Source organism: Paracoccus sp. MBLB3053 (genome assembly GCF_031822435.1).
Lineage (GTDB): Bacteria > Pseudomonadota > Alphaproteobacteria > Rhodobacterales > Rhodobacteraceae > Paracoccus > Paracoccus aurantius.
Genome location: NZ_JAVQLW010000001.1, coordinates 2600139 through 2622580, shown reverse-complemented (window position 1 = coordinate 2622580; position 22442 = coordinate 2600139). Strand labels below are relative to the sequence as shown.

At 63.6% G+C, this 22442-nt stretch carries 19 protein-coding genes and 1 tRNA gene; 10 read left to right on the top strand and 10 right to left on the bottom strand.

All coding sequences use genetic code 11. The features are described from left to right. Positions 1–19 precede the first annotated feature (19 nt). Both RGQ15_RS13085 and RGQ15_RS13080 read left to right on the top strand, forming a co-directional pair. Positions 20–370, top strand: a complete 351-nt coding sequence (locus tag RGQ15_RS13085; RefSeq protein WP_311160722.1) for an HU family DNA-binding protein — start codon at positions 20–22, stop codon at positions 368–370. Positions 371–431: 61 nt separating this feature from the next. Beyond that, positions 432–506: transfer RNA gene (locus tag RGQ15_RS13080), tRNA-Val, on the top strand. A 374-nt stretch (positions 507–880) separates the two neighbouring features. Here RGQ15_RS13080 and RGQ15_RS13075 read toward each other — a convergent pair. The 8 genes from RGQ15_RS13075 to RGQ15_RS13040 all read right to left on the bottom strand — a co-directional run bounded on the left by RGQ15_RS13075 (position 881) and on the right by RGQ15_RS13040 (position 8834). Continuing rightward, a complete protein-coding gene (locus tag RGQ15_RS13075; RefSeq protein WP_311160721.1) occupies positions 881–1816 on the bottom strand; it encodes a nickel/cobalt transporter in 936 nt (311 codons plus the stop codon). Beyond that, positions 1801–2511 (bottom strand): DUF1007 family protein, encoded by a 711-nt coding sequence (locus tag RGQ15_RS13070; protein WP_311160720.1) that lies wholly within the window; start codon positions 2509–2511, stop codon positions 1801–1803. Before RGQ15_RS13070 ends, RGQ15_RS13075 begins: the two co-directional genes overlap by 16 nt. Before the next feature lie 110 nt (positions 2512–2621). Further along, positions 2622–4088, bottom strand: coding sequence for an ABC transporter ATP-binding protein (locus RGQ15_RS13065; protein WP_311160719.1), 1467 nt, complete (start codon positions 4086–4088; stop codon positions 2622–2624). Further along, entirely contained in the window at positions 4085–4909 is an 825-nt protein-coding gene (locus tag RGQ15_RS13060) for an ABC transporter permease (RefSeq protein WP_311160717.1), read from the bottom strand. The genes RGQ15_RS13065 and RGQ15_RS13060 overlap by 4 nt, the downstream gene beginning before the upstream one ends. After that, positions 4906–5841 (bottom strand): ABC transporter permease, encoded by a 936-nt coding sequence (locus RGQ15_RS13055; RefSeq protein WP_311160715.1) that lies wholly within the window; start codon positions 5839–5841, stop codon positions 4906–4908. The genes RGQ15_RS13060 and RGQ15_RS13055 overlap by 4 nt, the downstream gene beginning before the upstream one ends. Next, positions 5838–7343, bottom strand: a complete 1506-nt coding sequence (locus RGQ15_RS13050) for an ABC transporter substrate-binding protein (RefSeq protein WP_311160714.1) — start codon at positions 7341–7343, stop codon at positions 5838–5840. Before RGQ15_RS13050 ends, RGQ15_RS13055 begins: the two co-directional genes overlap by 4 nt. 63 nt (positions 7344–7406) lie before the next feature. Continuing rightward, positions 7407–8639, bottom strand: coding sequence for a hypothetical protein (locus RGQ15_RS13045; protein ID WP_311160713.1), 1233 nt, complete (start codon positions 8637–8639; stop codon positions 7407–7409). 24 nt (positions 8640–8663) lie between these two features. Continuing rightward, positions 8664–8834, bottom strand: a complete 171-nt coding sequence (locus tag RGQ15_RS13040) for a hypothetical protein (protein WP_311160712.1) — start codon at positions 8832–8834, stop codon at positions 8664–8666. Positions 8835–9097: 263 nt separating this feature from the next. Between RGQ15_RS13040 and RGQ15_RS13035 the strand changes: the two genes are divergently transcribed. From RGQ15_RS13035 to RGQ15_RS13025, 3 genes are read left to right on the top strand one after another with little or no spacing between them, the layout of a single operon-like run. Further along, positions 9098–10321, top strand: a complete 1224-nt coding sequence (locus RGQ15_RS13035) for a GTP-binding protein (RefSeq protein WP_311160711.1) — start codon at positions 9098–9100, stop codon at positions 10319–10321. A 10-nt stretch (positions 10322–10331) separates the two neighbouring features. Beyond that, positions 10332–10955, top strand: coding sequence for a DUF1826 domain-containing protein (locus RGQ15_RS13030; RefSeq protein ID WP_311160710.1), 624 nt, complete (start codon positions 10332–10334; stop codon positions 10953–10955). After that, on the top strand, positions 10952–11260 hold the full coding sequence (locus RGQ15_RS13025) for a DUF6525 family protein (protein ID WP_311160709.1): 309 nt from the start codon (positions 10952–10954) through the stop codon (positions 11258–11260). The genes RGQ15_RS13030 and RGQ15_RS13025 overlap by 4 nt, the downstream gene beginning before the upstream one ends. Before the next feature lie 128 nt (positions 11261–11388). Here RGQ15_RS13025 and RGQ15_RS13020 read toward each other — a convergent pair whose 3' ends face one another. Both RGQ15_RS13020 and RGQ15_RS13015 read right to left on the bottom strand, forming a co-directional pair. Beyond that, the gene (locus tag RGQ15_RS13020; protein WP_311160708.1) at positions 11389–16209 is read right to left on the bottom strand and encodes a hypothetical protein; all 4821 of its coding nucleotides are present in this window, start codon (positions 16207–16209) and stop codon (positions 11389–11391) included. Positions 16210–16213: 4 nt separating this feature from the next. Further along, complete coding sequence (locus RGQ15_RS13015) at positions 16214–17062, bottom strand: M15 family metallopeptidase (RefSeq protein WP_311160707.1); 849 nt, start codon at positions 17060–17062, stop codon at positions 16214–16216. A gap of 716 nt (positions 17063–17778) precedes the next feature. On the opposite strand from RGQ15_RS13015, the gene RGQ15_RS13010 reads away from it, so the two are divergent. The 5 genes from RGQ15_RS13010 (at position 17779) to RGQ15_RS12990 (ending at position 22423) form a co-directional block, all read left to right on the top strand. Further along, positions 17779–18996 carry an urea ABC transporter substrate-binding protein gene (locus RGQ15_RS13010; RefSeq protein ID WP_311160705.1) on the top strand — a complete coding sequence of 406 codons (1218 nt, stop codon included), beginning with the start codon at positions 17779–17781 and terminating at the stop codon, positions 18994–18996. A gap of 110 nt (positions 18997–19106) precedes the next feature. Next, a complete protein-coding gene (locus RGQ15_RS13005) occupies positions 19107–19973 on the top strand; it encodes a branched-chain amino acid ABC transporter permease (protein WP_311160704.1) in 867 nt (288 codons plus the stop codon). Then, the gene (locus RGQ15_RS13000; protein WP_311160703.1) at positions 19973–20986 is read left to right on the top strand and encodes an ABC transporter permease subunit; all 1014 of its coding nucleotides are present in this window, start codon (positions 19973–19975) and stop codon (positions 20984–20986) included. Before RGQ15_RS13005 ends, RGQ15_RS13000 begins: the two co-directional genes overlap by 1 nt. After that, positions 20986–21705, top strand: coding sequence for an ABC transporter ATP-binding protein (locus tag RGQ15_RS12995; RefSeq protein WP_311160701.1), 720 nt, complete (start codon positions 20986–20988; stop codon positions 21703–21705). The genes RGQ15_RS13000 and RGQ15_RS12995 overlap by 1 nt, the downstream gene beginning before the upstream one ends. Continuing rightward, positions 21698–22423 carry an ABC transporter ATP-binding protein gene (locus RGQ15_RS12990; protein WP_311160699.1) on the top strand — a complete coding sequence of 242 codons (726 nt, stop codon included), beginning with the start codon at positions 21698–21700 and terminating at the stop codon, positions 22421–22423. Before RGQ15_RS12995 ends, RGQ15_RS12990 begins: the two co-directional genes overlap by 8 nt. Positions 22424–22442: the final 19 nt, after the last annotated feature.

Genomic DNA, 22442 nt, shown 5'->3' with positions numbered 1-22442 from the left:
TTCCTTTGCAGGAGGTGTCATGGTCAGCAGGAAACAGGAGAGACGTTCGAAACACGATCCGTCGACTGAGGAACCGACCAGTTCGGACCCCGGTAACGCCCATGTCCTTCAAAAGCGGCAATTCCTGGCGCAGATTGCCCAGAGAACCGGGTTGCGCAATACCGAGATCAAGCCGGTTGTCGAAGCCACGCTGGCCGAACTGGGTGATGCGATCGCGGCGGGAAAGACGCTGGCGCTTCCGCCCTTGGGACGTGCAAGGATCAACCGGCAAACCGATGCATCGGGTTCAGAGGTGATCGTCCTTCGGCTCCGACGCAGGAAGGCTGCGGAAAGTGGCAATGAGGACGATGCCCAAGGCGCGGATGAGTGAATGAAAATTTTCTCATGCACCTCTTGCGGACCCTCTGCCATGCCGCTATCTAGCGCGGACCGGGCGATTAGCTCAGCGGTAGAGCGCTTCGTTCACATCGAAGATGTCAGCGGTTCAAATCCGTTATCGCCCACCAGAATTCTCGAATAAGCCCCGCGCCTTGCAGGTAGCGGGGCGTTTTCATGCGAAGCGCCCAGCAGTTCGCGGGTCGCACGCGATCAAGCATCCCGGTCGCATCTGGATGGCACAAATGCGCCAATCCGCCCCCGGTCGATCATTGCCGCGCGATTGATTTCTTCGAACTTCGCCTTGCGGGATGCAACTCGGCCCAGGCCACGTGTTGGCGAGGGTAGATCCTTTTGACCGATGCTATCGGACTTGGTTTTGGCAGTCGAAAGCTCGGGGACAGATCGGAACAATTCCCGACCAGGCCAGGTGTCATGGCGATGCTGGGGCCGGGGCCAATTTGCGCGTGCGCCATGGATGCCCGGGGGGCAACTCGGTCGTGTGTCAGACGAGCCCGAGCCCCTCGGCCGCCAGAATGAGGACTGCCAGGCCGGCCGCAATCTCGAGCGAGGCGCCCACCGCCCGCAGGGCCGGGGATTGGGCAAACCCCTCCATCGCGCCCTTGCGCAGCGAACTGCCCATGACGGCGACCAGAAGGGTCAGGCAGGCCGTGCCCGTCGCCATGGCGAAGGCACCTGCGATACCGGCGCCAAGGATGTTCATCTGCCAGGTCAGCACCAGCAGCAGGATCGCGCCGCTGCAGGGGCGAATGGCGATTGCCAGGATCATTGATGCAAGCTCTCGCCAGCCGGAGGCCATGGCAATGTCGTCGGCAGAGGGCGCATGGGCATGGCCGCAGCTGGGGCATCGGAGATGGGCGTGGTCGTGGTGGTGATGCCCAGGGTTCGTCATCGGCGGTTCGTGGCGACTTGCGGCTAGCTTGGCGGCGACAAGACCCGTGCCCCGCGCAGCCCCGCGCAGCACGATCCAGACCCCGATCAGCATGATCGAAATCAGGCTCAGTTGCGTCAGCGTCGTCTCGGCCAGCGTTGTCAGCTGTTGGCGGGACAACGCAAACAGGCTGATACCGGCAAGAACCAGCGCCACCGCCGTGACCGCCTGTCCCAGCGACGATGCAACGGTCGCAAAGACCAGTCGCCCGATCGGGACCGAACGCGAGGTGCTATAGGCCCCGACAAGGAACTTGCCATGGCCGGGACCGACGGCATGAAAGAATCCATAGGCCAGGCAAAGGCCCATGAGCTTGGCCAGGGCGCCGGGATTGCCGGCTTTCAGGGCCTGCAGGCTACGGGCAAGGCCATTCTGCGCATCGCGCTGCATGGCCGTGGCCCAGGCGACGATCTGCGCGTGATGCTGCCAGACCATCACGAGCAGCAGAACCGCGAGAAGCCCCGAGGCGAGGATCAGCGCTCGCCGCACTTGATCTCGAAGCCTTCGGCAAAGGTGATGCCAACATCGGGCATGTTCATGATGGAGATCGAATCGGCCTCCATATCAAGGTTCTGTAGCGCGGCGAGCAGCTCGCTCTGTCCGCTGGTATCGGGTGGGCGGCGCGTCACCTTGCAATCCTGCCGACCCTCGATGGTGGGGCTGCGCGGCGTATCATAGGCCACGAAATATTCCGGATCGTAGATGCGCAGCCAGAGCGCGTCTTGTGCCGTCAGCGCAGCCGGGTTCTTCAGCGGCCGGACATGCGAGGTCACGATCCTGCCATCAACATAATGGGCCTGATGCGCGCGGGGCGGGGCAAGCTCGACCGGCTTGCCGTCACGCTCCAGAAGGATATGGCCCGGAAAGCCTGCGGCCCAGTCGACATCCTGGCCGGCAAAGGCCCTGAGCCGGTCAGGATCGGGCGTTCCGTCCCCATCGCGATCCAGCTCGGCATCCTCGATCATCATCAGGCTGTAGAATTCGTCATAGGTCCAGGTGACACGCACCGCCTCCGGCCTGCCCGACCTGTCAAATATCAACGCCGCATCCGCGTCGATAAAGACATGGGGATGTGCCGCGGCCGAGCCCGCGGCAGACAGAAATACCGCCGCAGCAAGCGCGGCGACAGGTGAAATGGACCGGCGGTTCAGGCCGCGCCCGTGAGACTTTCCGCTTAGATGCATAATTCCCGATCCTGACTGCCCGTCCTTGCGGTTGTGCCGGCATTGCTCCTGGGCGCGATGGGGTCAATATACGACTCGGTGAGGATTTCCGAGAGCGAAGGCGGAAAACGCTACGCCATCTCGGTCACTTTTCCCAATTCGCCCGCCAGCGCCACGCCTTGCCCCGAGAGGTTTCGTTCCTCCCCGCCCAGAAACACCGTGCGGTCGGCGGTCTTGCGGATCAGGTCGGTGTCGTGGCTGACGATCAGAAGGGCCATCCCTGTCTCCCGCGCGATTTCGGCCAGAAGCCATGTCACCTCGGCCTGCGTGATCAGATCCAGCCGCGAGGTCGGCTCATCGGCGAAAAGAAATACCGGATCAAGCAGCAGCACCCTCAGCAGCGCGAGCCGCTGCAATTCTCCCCCCGACACGTCGGTCGGTCGACGCGTCAGCAGAACCGGGGAGAGCTGCAACCGGTCAAGCAGCGGCGGGATGCGGCTGCCGTCCAGGCGATGAAGCCCGACCAGATCCTCCAGAGCCCGGCCCAGGGCGACGTGGCGCGGAAATGCGCTTGGCGGGTCCTGATACAGCTTCTGGAAACGGGCAGGGGCAATTCCCTTTGCGCGGGTGACGACGCCGGCATCGGGTCGCGCCAGTCCCAGGAGCAGATCCCCAAGCGTCGACTTTCCGCAGCCACTGGGGCCCGAGATGCCGACAATCTCACCAGGATGCAGGCTCAGGTCCAGCCCTTCGAAAAGCCGCCTGCCGTCACGCGAGACGCCAAGCCCCTTGCCCGTCAGGACGGCAGCTCCGCTCGCCGGGCGGCGCTTCCCGTCGGGCCAGGCCGAAGGATCGGCTGCGATCAGGCGGCGGGTATAGTCGTGCTGTGGATTTCCCAGGACTTCGGCTGCCGGTCCCTGTTCAATGACGCGGCCCTTCAGCACCACGGCCAGATCGCCTCCCATCCGCCGGGCCAGTTCTAGATCATGGGTGATGGTCAGAAGCCCGCCGCCGTCCCGCACCTCGCGCAGCAAAAGCGCGATCACCTCGTCGCGCCGGGCCACGTCAAGGCCCTTGGTCGGCTCATCCGCGATCGTGATGCGGGCGCCACCGGTGCGTGCGGCGGCGAATGCCAGCCGTTGCGCCATTCCGCCGGAAAGTTGGTCGGCACGGCGCCGGCCCGCATCCGACAGCCCAAGTTCCGCCAGATCGCGATCCGCCGCCCTGCGCGCCTCGGCCCAGGATTTGCCGCCGACCAGGGCATGGCCTTCGGCGACCTGGGCATGCGCCCGCATCAGCGGGTCGAGCGAGAGCCAGGGCTCTTGCGGCAGGATGCCCAACACCCGGCCCCAAAGCGGCCGATGAAGGCCCGGTTGGGACAGATCCAGATCGTGCCCTTCGATGCCGACCCTGCCCTTGGCCCGCAGCCCCTGCGGCAGGGTGCCGATCAGGGCCTGCGCAAGCAGGCTCTTGCCCGAACCGGTTTCACCCAGAATGGTGAAGGGCCGGCCCGCCTGCAGCGCCAGCGAGACCGGCTCGACCAGACAAGTGGCCCCGGCATGCACGCTCACGTTTTCGGCTTTCAGCAGAATGCTCATGCGCGGCGACCTCCGGCGATCAGGTTCAGCCCCAGAAGGGTCAGGAAAGTGGCAAGCACGGGGGTCATAAGGGCCATGGGTGCTTCGCGGTAATAGGGCAGGATCTCGACCATCATCAGACCGAGTTCCGGCGTTGGCGCGCGCATGCCGACGCTGACAAAGCCAAGCGCGGCAATGGTCATGATGGCGGTTGCCGCACCAAAGGACGCAACGGTCAAGAGCATCGGCGCGAGCTCGGGCCAGAGATGGCGCCGGAAGATGTAAACCGGCCCGAAGCCCAGCAGTCGCGAGGCCTGCACCCCTGGCGCGACCAGCAGTCGCCTGGCGACGGCGCGGCTGAGCCGGAAATACTCGATCCACAGGATCAAGCTCAGCCCGATCCAGAAGGCAATCGGCGTGCTGGGCACGATGGCAAGGATGATCAGCACCATCAAGAGCCCGGGCAGCGCCAGGAAACTGTCGGCGATCAGGCTAAGGGTCCGGTCCACCCAGCCGCCGTGCCATGCCGCGAGCACGCCGACCGAAACGCCCAGGGCCGCCGAACTCACGACCGCCGCAGCTGCAATGCTCAGCGAAAGCCGCAGCGCCGACGCCAGCCGGGCCATCAGCGAACGCCCGAGATGGTCATAGCCAAATGGTGCTGTGGCATCCGGCCCGCCGAGGATGTGGCGCAGGTTCTGCTTCAGCGGGTCGGCGGGGAATACCATCGGCGCGAGGATCGCGAAGCCGAGCATCGCCGCCACGATAACTGCGCCCGCCCATTGCGTCACGGTCCAGCCGCGATGCGCGACAATCGGGATATCGGTCGTGACGGTGCTCATGCCCGGCTCTCCCTCGGGTCGATCCAATGCGCAGCCAGATCGACCAGCGCGTTCAGGGCGACGAAGCCCAGCCCCAGAAGCAGTGCCGTGCCCTGCACCATGGGCACGTCACGACCGAAGATCGCATGAACCAGCGCATGGCCGATGCCGGGCCAGCCAAAGATCGCCTCGATCACCACGACGCCTTCGACCAGCATGGCGAATTGCAGGCCAAGGAAGGTGACAAGCGCGACGCCGATATGACGCAGGCCGTGACGGCGAAGCATCTGAGGCTCGGATAGCCCCTTCCAGCGCCCAAAGGCGTAGAATGGGCTTGCCGTGACCCCCGCCATGGCATCGCGCGTGATCCGTGCCGATGCGGCGGCAAGGCCAAGCGCCAGCGTCAGCGCAGGCAGGATGAAATGCGAGGCCTTGCCATAGCCGGCCGCGGGCAGCCAGCCGAGGTGAATCGAGACGAGCACGATCAGGATCAATCCCATCAGGAATTGCGGGACGGATCGAAGCGCGGTCGAGACGATCAGCAGACCGCGATCCAGCCAGCCCCCCGCGCGTAGCCCCGCGAGCAGCCCCAGCGGCGGCCCGATCAGCAGTGACAGCATCAGCGCAATGCCGGCAAGTTGCAGGCTGGCGCCAAGCTGGTGGCGGATTTCCTCGATGACGGGTGCGCCCGAGATGACCGAGGTGCCGAAATCGAGCCGCAAGAGGTCGACGAACCACCGACCGAAGGCTGCGATGGCGGGCCGGTCGAGGTTCAGTTCGCTTCGCACCGCCTCGGCGGCAGCGGCGTTGACCGCGTCATAGCCGTAGCGATGGGCGGCGATACGGAAGGCCATGTCACCGGGCAGGGCTTCCATCATCAGGAAGGTCAGCAGGCCCACGATCAGCGCCACCATCAGCGCCTGCAGGACGCGATAGCCAAGTGCCTTCGTCATTCGGCCCACCGCATGTCTTTCAGGCCGATGCTGCGCTCATAAGGGTCAAGCACCGCTCCGGTGATGTGCTTCGATATGGCGGCGGTTTGCTGATACCAGGCGACGGGGATGACGGGCAGCTCGGTCTGGATGATGCCGATGGCGCGATCGCGCTCGGCCTGGCCGCCCTTGCCATGCGCCAGATCCCTGATGATACCGGAAAATTCGGGGTTGTCCCAGTTCATCGCACCCCAGTCGCCGACCGGGGCATAGTCGGTCAGGAAGGTCCCGATCGGGTCGGGAACCAGCGCGAAGTTGCGGGCAAACAGGGCGATGTCCAGCGAACCATCTGCATGGCGCACCGGCACTTCCGATGAATTGGTCGAGTCGATCGTGACCTCGACACCGATCTCGGCAAACATCTGCTGCAGAACGGCGGCGCTCAGCGGCAGTTCAGGGCGGTCGGGATAGGTGAGCAGGGTCAGGCTGAACCGGTTGCCATCGCGGGTCAGGACGCCATCCGTGCCGGGCGTCCAGCCCAGATCCGCAAGGATCTTCCTGGCTCCTTCGGGGTCATGGATGAGTGGAGCTACGGTCTTTGAATGCCATTCGGCCAGTGAGGGTGGCAGCATCTGGTCGGCCCCGGCTGGATAGCGCAGGATCGCATGCGCCAGGCCCTCGCGGTCGATAGCCATCGACAGGGCACGGCGGGCCTCGGGTTCCTTCAATGCGGGATGGCCGGCATTGACCTTGATCAGCAGGGCGCGCGGCGTCGGCACCGACAGCACATCAAGGCTGTCGACCCCTTTCAGCCGCGCAAGCGAGGCGGGATCGAGGTTGAAGACATAATCCGCATCGCCGCTTTCGGCCATCAGGGCGCGGGTCTCGGCCCGGCCGACCGCCTGATAGCTCGCCTTCTCGATGGCGGGCGTGCCGCCCCAGTAATCGGCAAAGGCCACGGCATCAAGGCGCAGGGGCGCGGCCAGTTTGGTGAGGCGATAGGCGCCGGTGCCGATGAGCGCCGTGACTTTGCCCGCCGCATCATATGCCGCGGGCGCAAGGATCAGCGAGCGGTATTCCGACAGGAAGGCGGGCAGCGGCGCGAAGGGTTCGGAAAGGCGCACGACAAGTGTTCGTTCGCCATCCGCGGCGATCTCGGTGATCGGGGCGGTTTCCAGAAGGCCCGGCTTGCCGCTGGCAATGGTCAGCGCCTTGGCGGCGGCCTCGGCATCGAGGGGGGTGCCGTCATGGAATTTCACGCCCTCGCGCAGCAGGAAGCGCCATTCCAGCCCGTCCTCGGATGGGCTCCATTCGGTGGCGAGGCCGGGCACAAGCCTGCCCTGGGCATCGGCATTCACCAGCGTTTCGGCAAGGTCCATCTTGATGAACACATTGCCCGAGGTCGCCGGATCCGTCCCCTTGATCTCGAAAGGGGCGATGACGTCGACCGTTCCGTCATGGGCAAGGGCGGGGCTCGTCAGGGCAGCGGTCAGCGCCGCAGAGGCGAGTAGTCTGGAGAGCATGTTTCTGTCTCATGGGATAGGGAAGGGGGATGGGAATGCCGGCGGGCTGACATTGCGCGGATGTCAGTGGGCGACGCCGCTGCCGCCGACGACGGCAAGGTTATAGGGTTTTCCGCCGATCTCGATGGTGCCCGTTTCGGTCAGATCCGCCGTTGATATCCGGCGCAGGAGACCGGCATTCGGATCGGTCACGACGACCTCAGCGCCAGCCATGGCGATGCGCGGACGCGGATCGTTCCAATGTCCGTCCATGCTGTAGGGTTCCGTGACCTTGGCGCTGGCCTCGATCCGGGCCTCAAGGATGTTGATGCGGTGCAACTGTCCGTCCTCGGTCAGAACGAAGGCGTCCGAGGGCCTTACCGGATCAAGCGCGAAATCGACGCGGCGGAAGGGCAACTCGACATAGGTGAAATGCGGCTCGTCCACCGGATCGACCACAACAAGACCCTTGGCACCGTAATTGCCCAGGAAGACCTGGATGCCCCTTGAGCCAAGCAGCGTGCCGGTGGTTTCGCCCTTTGGCAGATCGGCGGGATATTCCAGCATCTCGAAAACCACGCCGCCCGAACCTGCTGTGGCGATCAGCACGCCTTCCTTGCAGCCGGCGGCAAGATAGACGCCCGAAAAGGCCTCGCCATGAATTGCTGTGCAGGTGGCAAGATCGCCAAGCGGCTGCCCCTCGGCGTCAAAGGCCTGCAGGCCCAGGCGCGGTACGGATTCGCCTTCGGGGACCGGCTGGTCCGAGGCGACGGTCGAAACCCAGTTTTCACCCAGCCGGGCGGCAAAGCCGTGATGCGCGCGTGCCTGCGGAAGTCGTGCCAACTTCAACGCACCCTCGGAAAGTTCATGGGCGTCGATGATCTGGGCATAGCCACCCTTGTCGAAATTGATCGCGACCTTCCCGCCGTGCTCGACGAGATGAAAGGGTCGCGGGCCGGTCAGCGTCTCGGCGATCGCAGTCGGGTCGGCAGTTTCGATATCGGAGTGATCGCCATGGGCATGGAGCGAGACGCCGCTGGCGATGAACGTCACGGTGTCATCATCGGATTGCACCGCGGCGACGGCGCCGCCATCCGCCACGGAATAGATCTTGACCTGCCCTTTGGTCTGGAAAGTCCAGCGATGTTCGGGTTCGTCAAGATCAAAGGCGGTGACCTGGCCCTTGTCGTGATCGCCCACGAAGACGCGGTAGATCGTGACATCCCCGCCTTCATGATCGTGATCATGGCTTTCGGCGTAAGCCGCGCCGCTCAGCAGCAGCGCCATCACGCCGCTTGCCGCGAATTGCCTGAACATCCGGTGGTCTCCTTGTTTGTGGTTTCAGTGGGCTGCGAAAGCCGCCCCGATCGCCAGTGCATTGCCGCGCAGCATCGCGGGGCCATCGTCCGGCGAGGCCTCGGGAAGGACGACGGCCGCCAGGGCCCCTGAGGCCGCCGCGTTCCTGAGCGGGTGGCAGATCTCTGGGGGGATCGTTGCGGCTTTCGGGACCATCACTCACTCGTCGGGCTGTGCGCGTGATGTTATTCCATAACTATCAATTGGCGGCAAGTGACATTATAACATTACGCATTTCGACGAACTCGGCCAAAGCGCTATATGCCGTGCTCATCGGGCAGGCGCCGGTCAGAACCGCGTCGCAACTTGTTTTCCGAGTTTTCCCATGGATGCGGCGCTTGGTGGTGCGAATGCGGCTTGCGTCCCGCCTTACTGATCCCTAGAAGACGTATGTAATAACATTACATGCTGAGGACGCCATGCCAGTCAGAGGACTTTCTCCCGATCCACGTCTTCCCGTCACCGTTCTCTCGGGCTTTCTAGGTGCCGGCAAGACAACCTTGCTGAACCATGTCCTGAACAATCGGGAAGGTCGGCGCGTCGCCGTCATCGTCAATGACATGTCCGAAGTGAATATCGACGCCGATCTGGTTCGCGACGGGGCCGAGCTTTCGCGCTCCGAGGAAAAACTGGTCGAGATGACGAATGGCTGCATCTGCTGCACCTTGCGCGACGATCTGCTGTCCGAGGTTGGCAGGCTCGCCTCCGAGGGCCGCTTTGACTACTTGCTGATCGAATCGACCGGCATTGCCGAGCCTCTTCCGGTTGCCGCCACCTTCGATTTTCGCGATGCCGAAGGCCACAGCCTGTCGGATGTCGCGCGGCTCGACACCATGGTCACAGTGGTCGATGCGGCAAACCTGACGCGCGATTTTTCAAGCCATGACTTCATCGCCGATCGTGGCGAGAGCCTGGGAGATGGAGATGAGCGCACCTTGGTCGATCTCTTGACCGATCAGATGGAATTCGCCGATGTCATCGTGTTGAACAAGGTGACGGAAGCAGGCTCTGTAAGGCTTGATCTGGCGCGCAAGATCGTACGCGCGCTCAACCCCGATGCCAGGCTGATCGAGACGGATTTCAGCCGCGTGGATGCGAACCAGATCTTCGATACCGGCCTTTTCGACTTCGATCGCGCCCATATGCATCCGATGTGGGCAAAGGAGCTTTACGGTTTCAAGGACCACGTTCCCGAAACCGAGGAATACGGCATTTCATCGTTCGTCTATCGTGCGCGCAAGCCCTTTCATCCGCAGAAGATCCATCAGGTGCTGAACGGCGACCTGCCGGGCGTGATCCGCGCGAAGGGGCATCTCTGGATCGCGTCGCGTCCGAACTGGGCGGTGGAGTTCAGCCTGGCCGGGGCGATCTCGACGGTGACGCCTCTGGGCGGATGGTGGGCCTCGATTCCGCAGGACCGATGGCCGAACCATCCCGACGCGCTGGCCGAGCTCGAAAAGAACTGGTCCGAGCCGTGGGGCGACCGGCGGCAGGAACTTGTCTTCATCGGGGCAGGCATGGATCGCGAGGCTCTTGCCGCCAGGCTGGATGCGGCATTGGTCGAGGCCATCGATTTCACGCCGCAGCTTTGGGCAAACCTGCCCGATCCCTTCCCGAAATGGGGCCACCGCAATACCGCCTGAGCGAGGGCACATGACCGTTCAATTCCCGTTTCTGTCATCCGGCAGCATCTTGCAGGGCCGCGAGGCAGACATCCTGTCCCGCATCGCCGAGCCTGCATGCGGCGCCTCAATCTGGCAGCGAAGACCCTTGCCCGAGTTCCAGAATTGGCTGGACGGACTTCCCGCAACGTCGTTGCCCGACCTGCGGGTGATCCTTGGTGCCGGCGCGGTCGAGAGTTGCGTTCGGGCAGAATGCGACCGTGTCGGCATGCCCGCGAGCCCGATGCGAGACTTGCTGGCCCGCGACATTGCCGCGTTGGGGTTCATCTTCGCCGGGATCATGGCCAGCCCGATGCTGCGGCTGCGTCTGCAGCCGGTCACGACCGATGCCTGCCGCCGTTTTCATATCGACCGGGTGCGGGCGCGGATGCTGTGCACCTATCGCGGCACCGGGACGCAGCTTCAACTTGGTCCCGATGCCGGACCGATTCTGGAATTGGCGGCGCGAGATGTCGCGATCCTGCGCGGGACGCTCTGGCCGGCCCTGTCCGGGGTGCTGCACCGCTCGCCCCCGATCGCGGGAAGCGGCAAAACGCGGCTTTTGCTGGTTATCGACCCGGTGACGGACGAAAATGACAAGGAGGATTTGCATTGAGCGCGCGCAACCTTGCCACTTCGCTCAGATGCCGCGGCAATGCTCGCCCGATGGACCGCTATGACCGCCTGCCTGCCGAGTTGCGCCGATGGCTCGCGAATGCGGCCCTGCCTTGGAGTGCGCAATCCGTGCTCCGCGTCTGGACCCGGCTGCATCGCGAAACCGGCGGCGACACCGACCGGATGATCAGACGCATGGATCAGGCCGAGCAGCGCATGCTGATGCGGGACCAGCCGAGGATCTGGGGCGAAGGTTATCGCGGCCGAAGCAGAGCGACGGGCCTTTCCGCCACCATCGCGAGGTAGCCCGCGCTTGTCAGGTTCCGCCTGCGACGCAGAAGAACGGCAGAGCGAGGGCCGGACATGGAAATGCGGGTTTGTCGTGAATGGCGGGAACCCTTTTCGCACGACCCCGTGGCGGGGTAGGCCCGGCTTCACAGATCCATGTCGAGTTCCGGCACCACTGCCGTTTTTGCCGCTTCGGTCGCAAGTCTTTCAGCCTCGGGCTTGTCGAGGATCCAGACTGTCAGGTCCACCGAGCCGGGCTCATGCACATCGCTGCGGATGCGGGCAAGAACCACCGGCCCGCAATAGGTTTCGGCCTGAACACGCTGGTAATCGGGATAATCGGCAAACGGCACGGGCCAGCCGTAATAACCCCATTCGGGTGCCTGGTAAGTTCCCTCAGGGGAACCGGCCTGGATCTCGTCGCGCGATTTTTCCGGAGCGAGGCGCGGGGCGTTCCGGCCACGAAACAGCTTGTGTCCTCCACAGACCTGGTTTGAATCGATTTCTTGCGAAGGCACACCCCAGGCCAGGTGATCGCCGCTGTCGCGATCCGGTGGCCCATATTTCTCGCTCACCGCCTGGCGAACCGCGTCCACGGTGGCCGAGCCGGAAGGCAGGAAGCGATAACGCATAAGGGCGACGGCAGGTGCTGCTTCATCATTCGAATTGTAGATCGACAGGATCACTTCGTGGCCATCCGCTGAACTGAAACCCAGTGCATGGTCATAGATCCCTGCCTGAGCAACCGGCGGAGAGACGTGGCGGATCGCATCGGGCATCCGCGCGGCGACCGTCGCCTCGACCTCGGCCAATGGACTGCCCAGACGCAGCCCGAGGATATCGAAGGCCGAACTGTCGCGCGACGGAAGCAGGCTTTGCCAATCGTCCCGATCATAACGCTCTGCCCGGATAGTCGTCCGGTTGGACTTGTCGATCTGCCATGTCTCGACTGCAGAAACCCCCGCGCGTATCACCAGCACGCCGCGCAGACCCGGTTGGTCCTTGGCGCCCGGCGACAGCGGATGAAAACGGATGTCTTCGGGCTCTAGCTCATAATCGATGGCCTGGGGGCCGGATGAGGTCACCCGCGCCACCATGGGCATATCGGCCTGGATCAGCGCGTCCACATAGGGCGCGGCAGCCGCATCAAGACCGGTGCGCGCGCTCGCAAGGTCACTTGCAGTGCCGCGCAGTTCGATGAAGTCGCAATCCGAAGCCCCGCCAGGGCCTGACGGATGCCCGGGCCGGCCGACCACCACATGCAGCACCGGACCGCCGGGCTTGGTCACGTCCGAAACCGGAGAAATCGCGGCGGCGGGCATCACTCCCGGCAGGATACCCGCGACCTCGGCCACGGCAGCACGTTCGGCAACCGCCGCTTGCGGCAGCGGCCGCGCCGCGCGGCAGCCGGTCTCGGGGTGGGGCCCGGTAATTCCCACCTGCAGCAGCAGGCGATCCGGCAATGCCGCAGCCCTTGCCTTGCTCCAGGCGGCAAAGTCGGGCAGCAAGGCGTCGACCAGCGATGGGGTAAGCTCCAGCGCCGGATCAGCGAAGAACGAGCCCCATTGCGGCCCGCGGCCCGCGCGCTGATCCGCCCGTTCCCGCGCAAGACGCTCGATGAACATGCGTCGGAAGGCGGGGGCATCATAAAGATCGGGCTGCAATGAAATCGCCAGCAAGTCCAGTCCCTCGGCGTCCAGCTTCAGGACTTCGGGCACCTCGAAGGCCTGCAGCGGCCCGGTCGGCGGCGCGACAGGCTCGGACGCATCGGCCGTCATCATAGGCGCTGCGGGCGCAACCGAGGTCGGGGTCTCGGCAGCGGCGAGGGAGGCCAGACCGAGTTGTGGCGCGGCTTCGAGTTCCTTCGTCAAGGTGACCGAAACGCCGCCATTGCCGTCCTCGCGCAGGAAAAGCAGTTTGTCCGGCCGCTTCAGGGTCAGGATGCCCTTGCGGTCCTGTTCTTCGGCCAGAGTGACGCTGGCGAAGATCAGCGCATGCCGACCGCCGTCGATGCCGACGATCAGCTGATATTCCTCGGGTGTCGCGGGCAGGTGATCGAAGGCGGCGCGGTCGGGGAAATGCAGGGTCGGCAGGCCATCGACGTCGTCGTAGATGCGCGCGGGGATCGGCAGGACGGCGATATCGGTCAGCGGGATGCGCTGCGCTGTTTCGTCATAGGGCCCCATCTGCACCGACAGGCCGATCCAGAAGCTGTCTTGCGCCGAAGCGATCAGGCGCTCGGCTTCCTCAAGGGCGCGCGCCTCGATCACGCTTTGGGGGGATTGGCCCATTCGCCTGCTGAAGGTTCGGTCGGCAGCGATCCGACGGGCAAATTCAGTCGGGGTGCTGTGATGTGCGGCCCAAGTGCCCAGAAGGGTTTCTGCAGTCGTGTCGTAGACGGCTTCTGGAACGGCGCCTTCGGCCTCGACCGCAATGGCAGGCGGGGCGAAGTCGTGACGCAGCAGCGTCTGCTCGCCGGCCAGGTCCGTAGTGATTTCCAGTTGCTCCGGTTCCCAGGTCAGAACCACGCGTTGCAATTCCTCCATGGTGATCGGCCCGCCGCTCTGGGGCAGGGCCCGTGCCGAAACCAGCTGCATGTCGAGCCGCGCCGGAATGCTGCGGCCGGGCAGATTGTCCTGATCAAGCTGCGTCAGCAGCGCCTCGGCCGCGTCGAGCGGCACGGGCAGCGCATCCGTCAGCTCATCAAGCGCGCCATCCAGATTGCGGTTGCCCGACGGCGTCTGCAGATAGGTCAACTCTCCGGGTCTGAGCGAATAGGAAAATACCTCGGCCCCGATGTCGTAAATACCCAATTCCGCCATCCCCCGCGAGCGCACGGGCAGAGGCAGTTCGGGTCCGCGTTCGCGGATATAGGCGGCAAGCTTGGGCGCGGCATCCCGCAGCACCCTGGCACGCGTGATTTCGTTCAGCCCTCCGCTTTCACCGAAGAAGCCGGGCGGCACCATCCCGTCACGCGAGATGGGATCGACAAGCTGTGCCAGCAACATTTGCAAGAGCTCGGGCGAAAAGTCGCGATCCGGCCCGCGCTCCAGCACCGCGTTGGCGCGGATCAGCAGATCGGCATTCCGAATGGCTGCATCGGGGGAAATGCCCAAAGGTCCGATCGTGCGCGGCATGCCGGCCGCCTCTCGGTACGTTCCCGACATGCTCAGGAGCCGCCCATCTTCCATCCCGTAGGCATAGTTTCCGGCAAAGCTCGCAAGCGTGTTCAGGTTTCCGGTCGCCGGAGTTGCAACCTCGCCCCGCTGCCATGTCGCCAGCAGAACTTCTGCGGCGGGTGGCTCGTTCTTTCTGGTCCGCGGTTTTCTATAAAGCCGTGCCTCGATCACCTGGGCAGCGATTTCCGCAACCGGACCCGAGGAACTCACGCGTTCGACATCCTGTGGCAGCAGGACCCGCGGATCGGAAAGCGAAAGCGTGACCTTCAGATATTGGTCATCGGCCGGAAAAAACTCGAGGCCTGGCCGCCCGGTCGGGTCAAGCGGCGCGTCCAGCGCGCGGATTTCTGGGGGCAGGGGCAGGGGCAGCGGCGCGCTTTCCCGCATGAGCACCCTGCCCATCGCGGGCCCGAGGTCGAGTTGAAGCGTTCGCAAGGCGGCCGGAACCGACTCCTGCAGATCCTGGTTCACAAGCAGTTTGCCGTAGCCGCCCAGTCGCAGACGACCCGCCGCACCCGGTTCGGGGCTGAACAGACGGGCCGACACGAGCAGGGTAATGCGATCGGGGACCGTTTCGGAGGCCGCCCGAGCCGCGACGCTTTCGAGATGCTCGATCCGGCTGCGTCGCAAAAGATCACCGAATTCGTAGGTCTGCTGCAAGGTGGCGCGGTCCGGACGGGCCGGTTGTTCATAGGCGGGATAATCCGGGGGAAGTTCGAATGGCAGTTTGAAGCTTGACGTGCGCACCAGCGAGGGGCGTTGGCCGAGAAGCCAGAGTGCCAGTTGACGACGAATCTCTTCCTCTCCCTCAAGACCGCGCTCGACCGGCTCGTTCCCTGCTGCCGCGCTGCCGCCGGCTGGTTCGGCAGAAGTCGGGGGGGTGGACGGTGGCTCGGCTGCGTCTGCAAGGGCCGCGCTGAGCGCCGCGCTTGGAGGCGTGTCGAGGGGCGTCGCGCAGAATTCTGACAGAAGGGCAAGCGCGGCAGAGCTGCCGGAAAGCCCGGCCTCGACAAGCAACACCCCGCCATGCGACAGGCTCAACCGGTTGCCGGCCTCGAGCGACTGCACAAGGCGCGATGACGCGGGCACCGCGCCTTCCAGCGGCCCGCGAGATAGGGTCATCGAAAGCCTGCCCTGCGCAATTCCGTCAATGGCAGCCATCAGTTGCACCGTCTCCTGGCCGATCTGCGCAATACCCGGCGCGGTCAGCGTCAGTCTGAACTGGCCAGAAGGGTGCGCGCCGCTGGCCGGGCGGCGGCAGGACAGCATCAGTCTTGCATCCACACCCGCGACAAGAGCCATGGCGGTGTCCTCTCGCGCGGCGCGACGGAAGACCCAGTTCCCGTCGATGCGCGCCGCTGCGCGATTGCCCTCCGCAGTGCCCGCGGGCGCAGCAGGCCCTGCGCTGACCCGCAGGGAAGTGGGCCGACCGCCCTGACCCAGGATCTCGACCGTGACGACCCCGCCGCGCGTGATGACGGATCGGGCGGCTGCTTCGATCTGCCCCCGCGCCAGAAGCCCCGGCAGCGCCGCGCGCATGTCTTGCTGGTCGAAATAGGCATCGCTTTCGTCGCCCTGCTGGCGGATGCCGAAGCGGTGGAAATTGGCCCTTTCCTGCGCCAGGATCTGGCCCGGCTGCGTGAGAGGTGCACCCTTCGAGTTGCGCCGGTCCTCGGCGCCGATCATCGCCGAGTAGCGGCCCAGCACTTCCTGCGCGTGCCCGGCCGTGCCAAGCGTCAGAGCCATGATCAGTCCAAGGGCGATGCGCTTGCGAAGGGAATAGGCCATTGGGTCACCTCATGCGTGCGGAAATTCGGGAATGCAGGATGAGTTCGGGACGGTATTCGAAATGCATTCCGTCGAAATGATGCCACTTGCCGCCCCAGATGAAGCCATAGGTTTCGAAGGCATCTATCACCTCGGGCGGGATGCGGTTGTCATAGTCGCCCACCCGACCTTCGACCGCCCAGGACCAGCGCCAATAGCCTCCAAGTTCTGGATCGAGGTCGATGGCAATGCCGTAACTATGCGCGCTCAGCCGATCGGTCCCGCTTATCCGGCGCCAGTTGAACCCGCCCCCAGGTGCGCTGAACACGGCCCGTACGTTTTCAGAGGCCCCCTGCAATCCGGCGATGACGGCACGGAGCTGGCAATCGACGCCGCGATGACTGGTGACCGTGACGGTTGCACCCGACAGGCCGGTGAAGGGCACCCCTACCAGGCTTGCACGGGCCTCGGCTTCCGATGAAAACCAGAGCATCTCGAAAAGCTTCGCATTCCGAAACCTGCCGGGATCGAAATACGGTGTGCGGCGCTCGGCCAGTGAGGCGGGGGACGTGCCAAGCGGATAGGCTTGCAGGAACTGATCGAGTGGCGCCGCGTCGACCAAAGCCTGTTTCGCCGTGATCTCGCGGTCTTCTCCCAGTGGCAGCCAGTCCTTGCCATCGCGGGAGACAGCATTTCCGTCCTGGGACAGGATCAGGTCGGGATAGGTCGCCAGCAGTGCCTGGACCTCTGGTCGGTGGTCGCTTTGTGGCAGCGGCATCGCAGCAAAATCAACGGCCGCGCAGGCCGCTGCGGCGGACGCGGCAACAAGCCAGGAACAGCCAGCGATCCAGAGGGCCAGCAAGAGATGATACATGGACCGGCCCACCACCAACTAACCAAGCACAAGAGGCAAGAACGACAAGGCGCCACATTCAATTGCCGGGAATTCTAGCGCAATTTGACCGATCCGAGAAGTTTGGACTGTCCGCGCGAAAGCGCCGGGCGATCAAGTCGCCTTTAGAGTACCTGCTCCGAAAACCTGTCACGTCCCGCAGCACCCTGTTGCAAGGGATGGAAAATCCCCGATTTCTCAAGCCGATAGGGCAGTCTTTCCATGCGGCGGGACCTGACAACGCCAGATTGTGCTTGTGCCCCCCCGGCTTTGGCCAAGCGGGGAGGCGCCACCCCAGGGCGATCGCTGATCGGCCCGAGGTTTGGTCGTGGCGGCGCAAGCAAGCTCGCCCCGTCCTGCAGCATGAGGCTTCGCCAAAGCGAATGACAAACTCCATCCGGCCCGTTTGCGGCTATGAGCCACGGCCCTCGCCGTCAGGACCCCAGGCTTGGGCGGATCGGTGCAGGAAAGCCAATTCGTGATCCCATGCCGGGAGGAAATGGTGTCGGCATGGCCCCGATCTCACCGCAAGCATTAGCTCGGTGAAACCGGCTCAGCCATGTGCGTGACCACGCCTTTCAGCAGGGCTGAGGAAAGTTACACCTCGTTAATATTTTCCTTGCGAAAATATTAACGAGGTGTAACTGTTTCGTGAGAGCACCGCATCAGATGTGCGACGGACAACCGGGAGAACATGAATGTCATTGAATCGTCGTCAAATACTTCAGGGCACGGCCGCAGTGCTGGCTACGCCGTTCATCGCCAGGCCCGCATTCGCCGGTTCATCTATCCAAGTCGCCTCGATCTTCGATCTGTCCGGTGGCCTCGAGATCTATGGCCAGCCCATCGATTCCTGCCTTGATCTTGCCATTGACGAGATCAACCAGTCGGGCGGGCTGCTGGGCCAGCAAATCGAGGTCGCGAAATACGACCCGCAATCGAGCATTCAACTGTACACCCAGTACAGCACCGAAGCGGCGACCGCGAAAAAGGCCAGCGTCGTCTTCGGCGGCATCACCTCGGCCTCGCGCGAGGCGATCCGCCCGCTGCTGTCGCGCTATCGGACGCTTTACTTCTATCCCCCGCTCTACGAGGGCGGTGTCTGCGACCGCAATACCTTCTGCACCGGCTCGACGCCTGCCCAGACCATCGGCGTGCTGCTGCCCTATGCCGTGCAGAACATGGGGAAGAAAGTCTATGTGCTGGCGGCGGATTACAATTATGGCACGATTTCGGCGAAATGGGTGCGGGAATATGCCGGGAAAGCCGGTGGCGAGGTGATCGCCGAGGAATATTTCCCGCTCGACGTCACCGATTTCTCGGCCACCATCCAGAAGATCCAGGCAGCCAAGCCGGACGTGATCTACACGCTTCTGGTGGGCGGCAACCACATGTCCTTCTTCCGCCAATGGGCGGCCGCGGGTATGGCGGGGCAGATCCCGATCATCTCGACCTCGTTCGGCGGTGGCAACGAACATATCGTTCTGAGCCCGGCGGAGGCCGATGGCGTGCACGCTGCCTTTGGCTATTTCCAGGAAGTTGACAGCCCGATCAACAAGGCCTTCCTCGATCGCTATCACGGCAAGTTCGGCCCTGATGCGCCATATGTGACCGAGCATGCGTCGGCGACCTATAATGCGGTTCATCACTGGGCCAGCGCGGTACGCAAGGCGGGCTCGACGGATCGACTGGCCGTCATCGAGGCACTTGAGACAGGGATTCCCTTCGATGGTCCGGGCGGTCAATCGGTTATCGACCCGTCCACGCATCATTGCGCGACCGACGTGCATATCGGCCGCGTCAAGAACCACAGCTTCGAGATCATCGAGACCTTCGCCAAGCAGCAGCCCAGCGATACCGCGGCTGTCTGCGACCTGATCAAGAACCCCGACGAGACCCGTCAGTTCGAGATCTAATCTCGTCGCGCGACCAACCCGCCTGAGCGGGCCACGAGCAAGGAAAATCCGCGCGGTTCGCCGCGCGGAGAGGACCCTGCTGTGCCGCGCGTTCCGTCAGAGGACCTATCATGGACTACCTTCTGGTCACATTGCTTCAATTGCTGACGACGATCGGCAACCTGGCGCTGATCAGCCTCGGCCTGGCCGTCATCTTCGGCATGATGCGGGTGATCAATCTCGCGCATGGGGAATTCATCATGCTCGGCGGATTTGCCGCCGTGTTCGCCACGCAGGCCGGCGTCAACATCTGGATCGCCATGCTGGTGGTCGCGCCGCTTGCCGTTGGGCTTCTGGGCTTCATCATTGAACGACTGGTGATCCGCCATCTCTACGGGCGGATGATCGATACGATGTTGGCGACCTGGGGCCTGTCTCTGCTGCTCATCGGTTGCGCCACGACCTTCTTCGGCAATCGTGTCGTAGGCATCGCCGCGCCGACCGGCGGACTGCGCATCGGAGATTACTCCATCGGCAGCTACGACATCGTGCTTCTGGGCATAGCTATCGCGCTTTACGCCGGCTGCGCCTTCCTGCTCATGCGCACGCGTGCCGGATTGCGGGCGCGTGCGACCATGCAGAACCGAGAGATGGCGGCAAGCCTGGGCATCGATCCCTCGCGCGTCTATGCCGTGACATTCTCGCTTGGGGCGGCTCTCAGCGGTTTGGCCGGCGGCTTGTTGGCGCCGGTCTCGGGAGTGGTGCCGACCATGGGGGTGGCCTATGTCGCCAAGGCCTTCATTACCGTGATCACCGGTGGTGCCAGCCCCATCCTCGGATCGGCTATGTCGTCGGGCCTGTTGGGCATCATCAACTCCACCATGAACATCCTGGTCTCGCCGGTCATGGGGGATATCGCGCTGCTTCTGGCGGCCACAATCTTCCTGCGCCTGATGCCCACGGGGATCACCGGACGCTTTTTCAAGGGCAAGGCATAATGCACCGACAGGGAAAGATTTCAACACCGGCTCAGGTTGCCATCACCGGGCTGGCAGGGCTGGGAGCGCTTGTTCTTATTGCCCAGTTGGCCGCCTTTCATACCATGCTGAACATGACCACCTGGATGGTCATGGCGATCTTCACGCTGAGCCTGTGTCTCACCTGGGGCATCGGTGGCATCCTCTGCTTTGGGCAGGGCGCCTTCCTGGGCCTCGGGGCCTATGCCTATGCGATTGCGGCGATCAATTTCGGCGATACGGGGTTTGCCGTCCTGATCGGCTTGGCGGTACCCACGCTGTTTGCCGCGGCTCTCGGCTATTTCCTGTTCTACGGGCGGCTCAGCGACGTCTATCTGGGCGTCATCACCCTGACCGTGACCCTGATCCTGTTCAAGTTCATCAACGCGACAGGGGGCGACGCCTGGAAGGTCGGCACTGCGCGGCTTGGTGGCTTCAACGGAATTCCCGCGACACCCTTCCTTGAAAACCCGTTGACCGGCGCACCCTTCGCGCCCGAGGCAATGTATTGGATTGTGGGTATCTCCCTGATCGCGACTTATGGATTGGTGCGTTTCTTCGCCATCTCGCGTCTTGGCCGGGCCGTTATCGCCGTGCGCGAAAACGAGATGCGTGCCGAACTGCTCGGCTACAACGCGCGGCGGCTCAAGCTCGTCGTCTGGACGACCGGGGCGGCCCTGGCTGGGCTCGCAGGTGTTTTCTTTGCAAATGTCGTCTTCGTCAGCCCCACGCTCTTTTCCTTGGCCACGTCGGCCCAGGTCCTGATTTGGGTCGTGGTCGGCGGTGTCGGTTATTTCATCGGCCCGGTCATCGCCTGCATCGCCTTGCAGATGCTGACGGCATGGCTGGGCAAGACCGGCGCGGTGGATCCCAATATCGCCCTCGGCGCACTCTTGATTGTCATGGTCCTGGTTCTTCCCAATGGGCTGCAACCGATTGCCTCGCGCCTGGTGACTTGCAGGAAACGCGCGCTGCGCGAAGCGGAGGCCGCGTGATGGACGACATGCTTCTTCAGGCCCGCGACGTGGCCATGCATTTCGGTGGCGTCAAAGCATTGGACGGCGTTGATTTTAATCTGCGACGGGGTGAACTGCGCTGCCTGATCGGACCGAATGGTGCCGGAAAGACAACCTTCTTCCGCTGTCTGACCGGGACATACCAGCCCACGCGGGGCTCGATCCTGCTGGCCAATCAGTCGATCCCCGGCCGTGAGAGGCACGAGATTGCGCGACTGGGGATCGGCATCAAGACGCAGATCCCCAGCCTGTTCGACGGGTTGTCGGTGCATGAAAACCTGTGGCTTTCACTCAGAACCATGCGCGACGGCGTCCTGCGCGAGCGCCGGATCGCCGAAGTCCTCGAACGCGTCGAGATCGCGCATCTACACGACAAGATCCTCGGGCATCTCGCACATGGCCAGAGACAATTGGTCGAATTGGCGATGATCGTGGCCTCGGATCCCTGTCTGGTCCTGCTCGATGAGCCTGCGGCCGGGATGAACAAGACTGAAGTAAATCGTCTCGCTGAGATCATCCGCGAGATCAATACCACCCATACCGTGGTCGTGGTCGAGCATGACATGACCTTCATCCGCAAGATTGCCAGCACCGTTACCGTCTTCAATCGCGGCCTGATACTTACCGAAGGTCCGGTCGAGACGGTTCTGAGCGATGCCATCGTTCGCGATGTCTATCTGGGAAAAAGCAATGGCTGAGACGCTTCTTCAGATTTCGGGCCTCCGCTCGGGATATGGTCGCATTCCGATCCTGCATGGCATCGACCTTGAACTGCGGCAGGGCGAATGCCTTGGTATCCTGGGCCATAACGGCATGGGGAAATCGACCCTGCTTCGCACCATTGCAGGCCATATCCCTGCCACCGGCGGAACGATCCTGCTGGGAGGAAAGGACGTCACCAAGGCCTCGCCGGCCTTTCGTGCACGCGCGGGCCTCGGACTCATACCGCAAGGCAGGCAAATCTTTGCGCAGCTCACAGTGCGCGAGAATCTCGCCGTGGGTGCGCATCAGGCATCTCCTGGGGAAGCGATCCGGATCATCGACGAGGTTGTAGAAGATCTGCCGCGGCTGAAGCCGATCCTGACCCGCGAAGGTGGCGTGCTTTCAGGGGGTGAGCAGCAGATCCTGGCATTGGGGCGCTGCCTTTGTGCCCGACCCAAGCTGATCCTGATGGACGAGCCGACCGAAGGGATACAGCCCTCGATCATCGAAGAGATCCGCGACACGCTGCGCCGTCTCGCCCGTGCCCGCAACCTCTCGGTGCTGCTGGTCGAACAGAACCTGGAATTCATGCTGGGACTGACCGATCGCATGCAGATCATCCAGCGCGGCGAACTGTCCCATGCCGTGCCAACCAACGCCTTCCGCGACAGCGGGCTGGCACAGGAGTTCGATCTGCAGGCCACAGGCTACTGACCAGATATTCAAAGGAGAT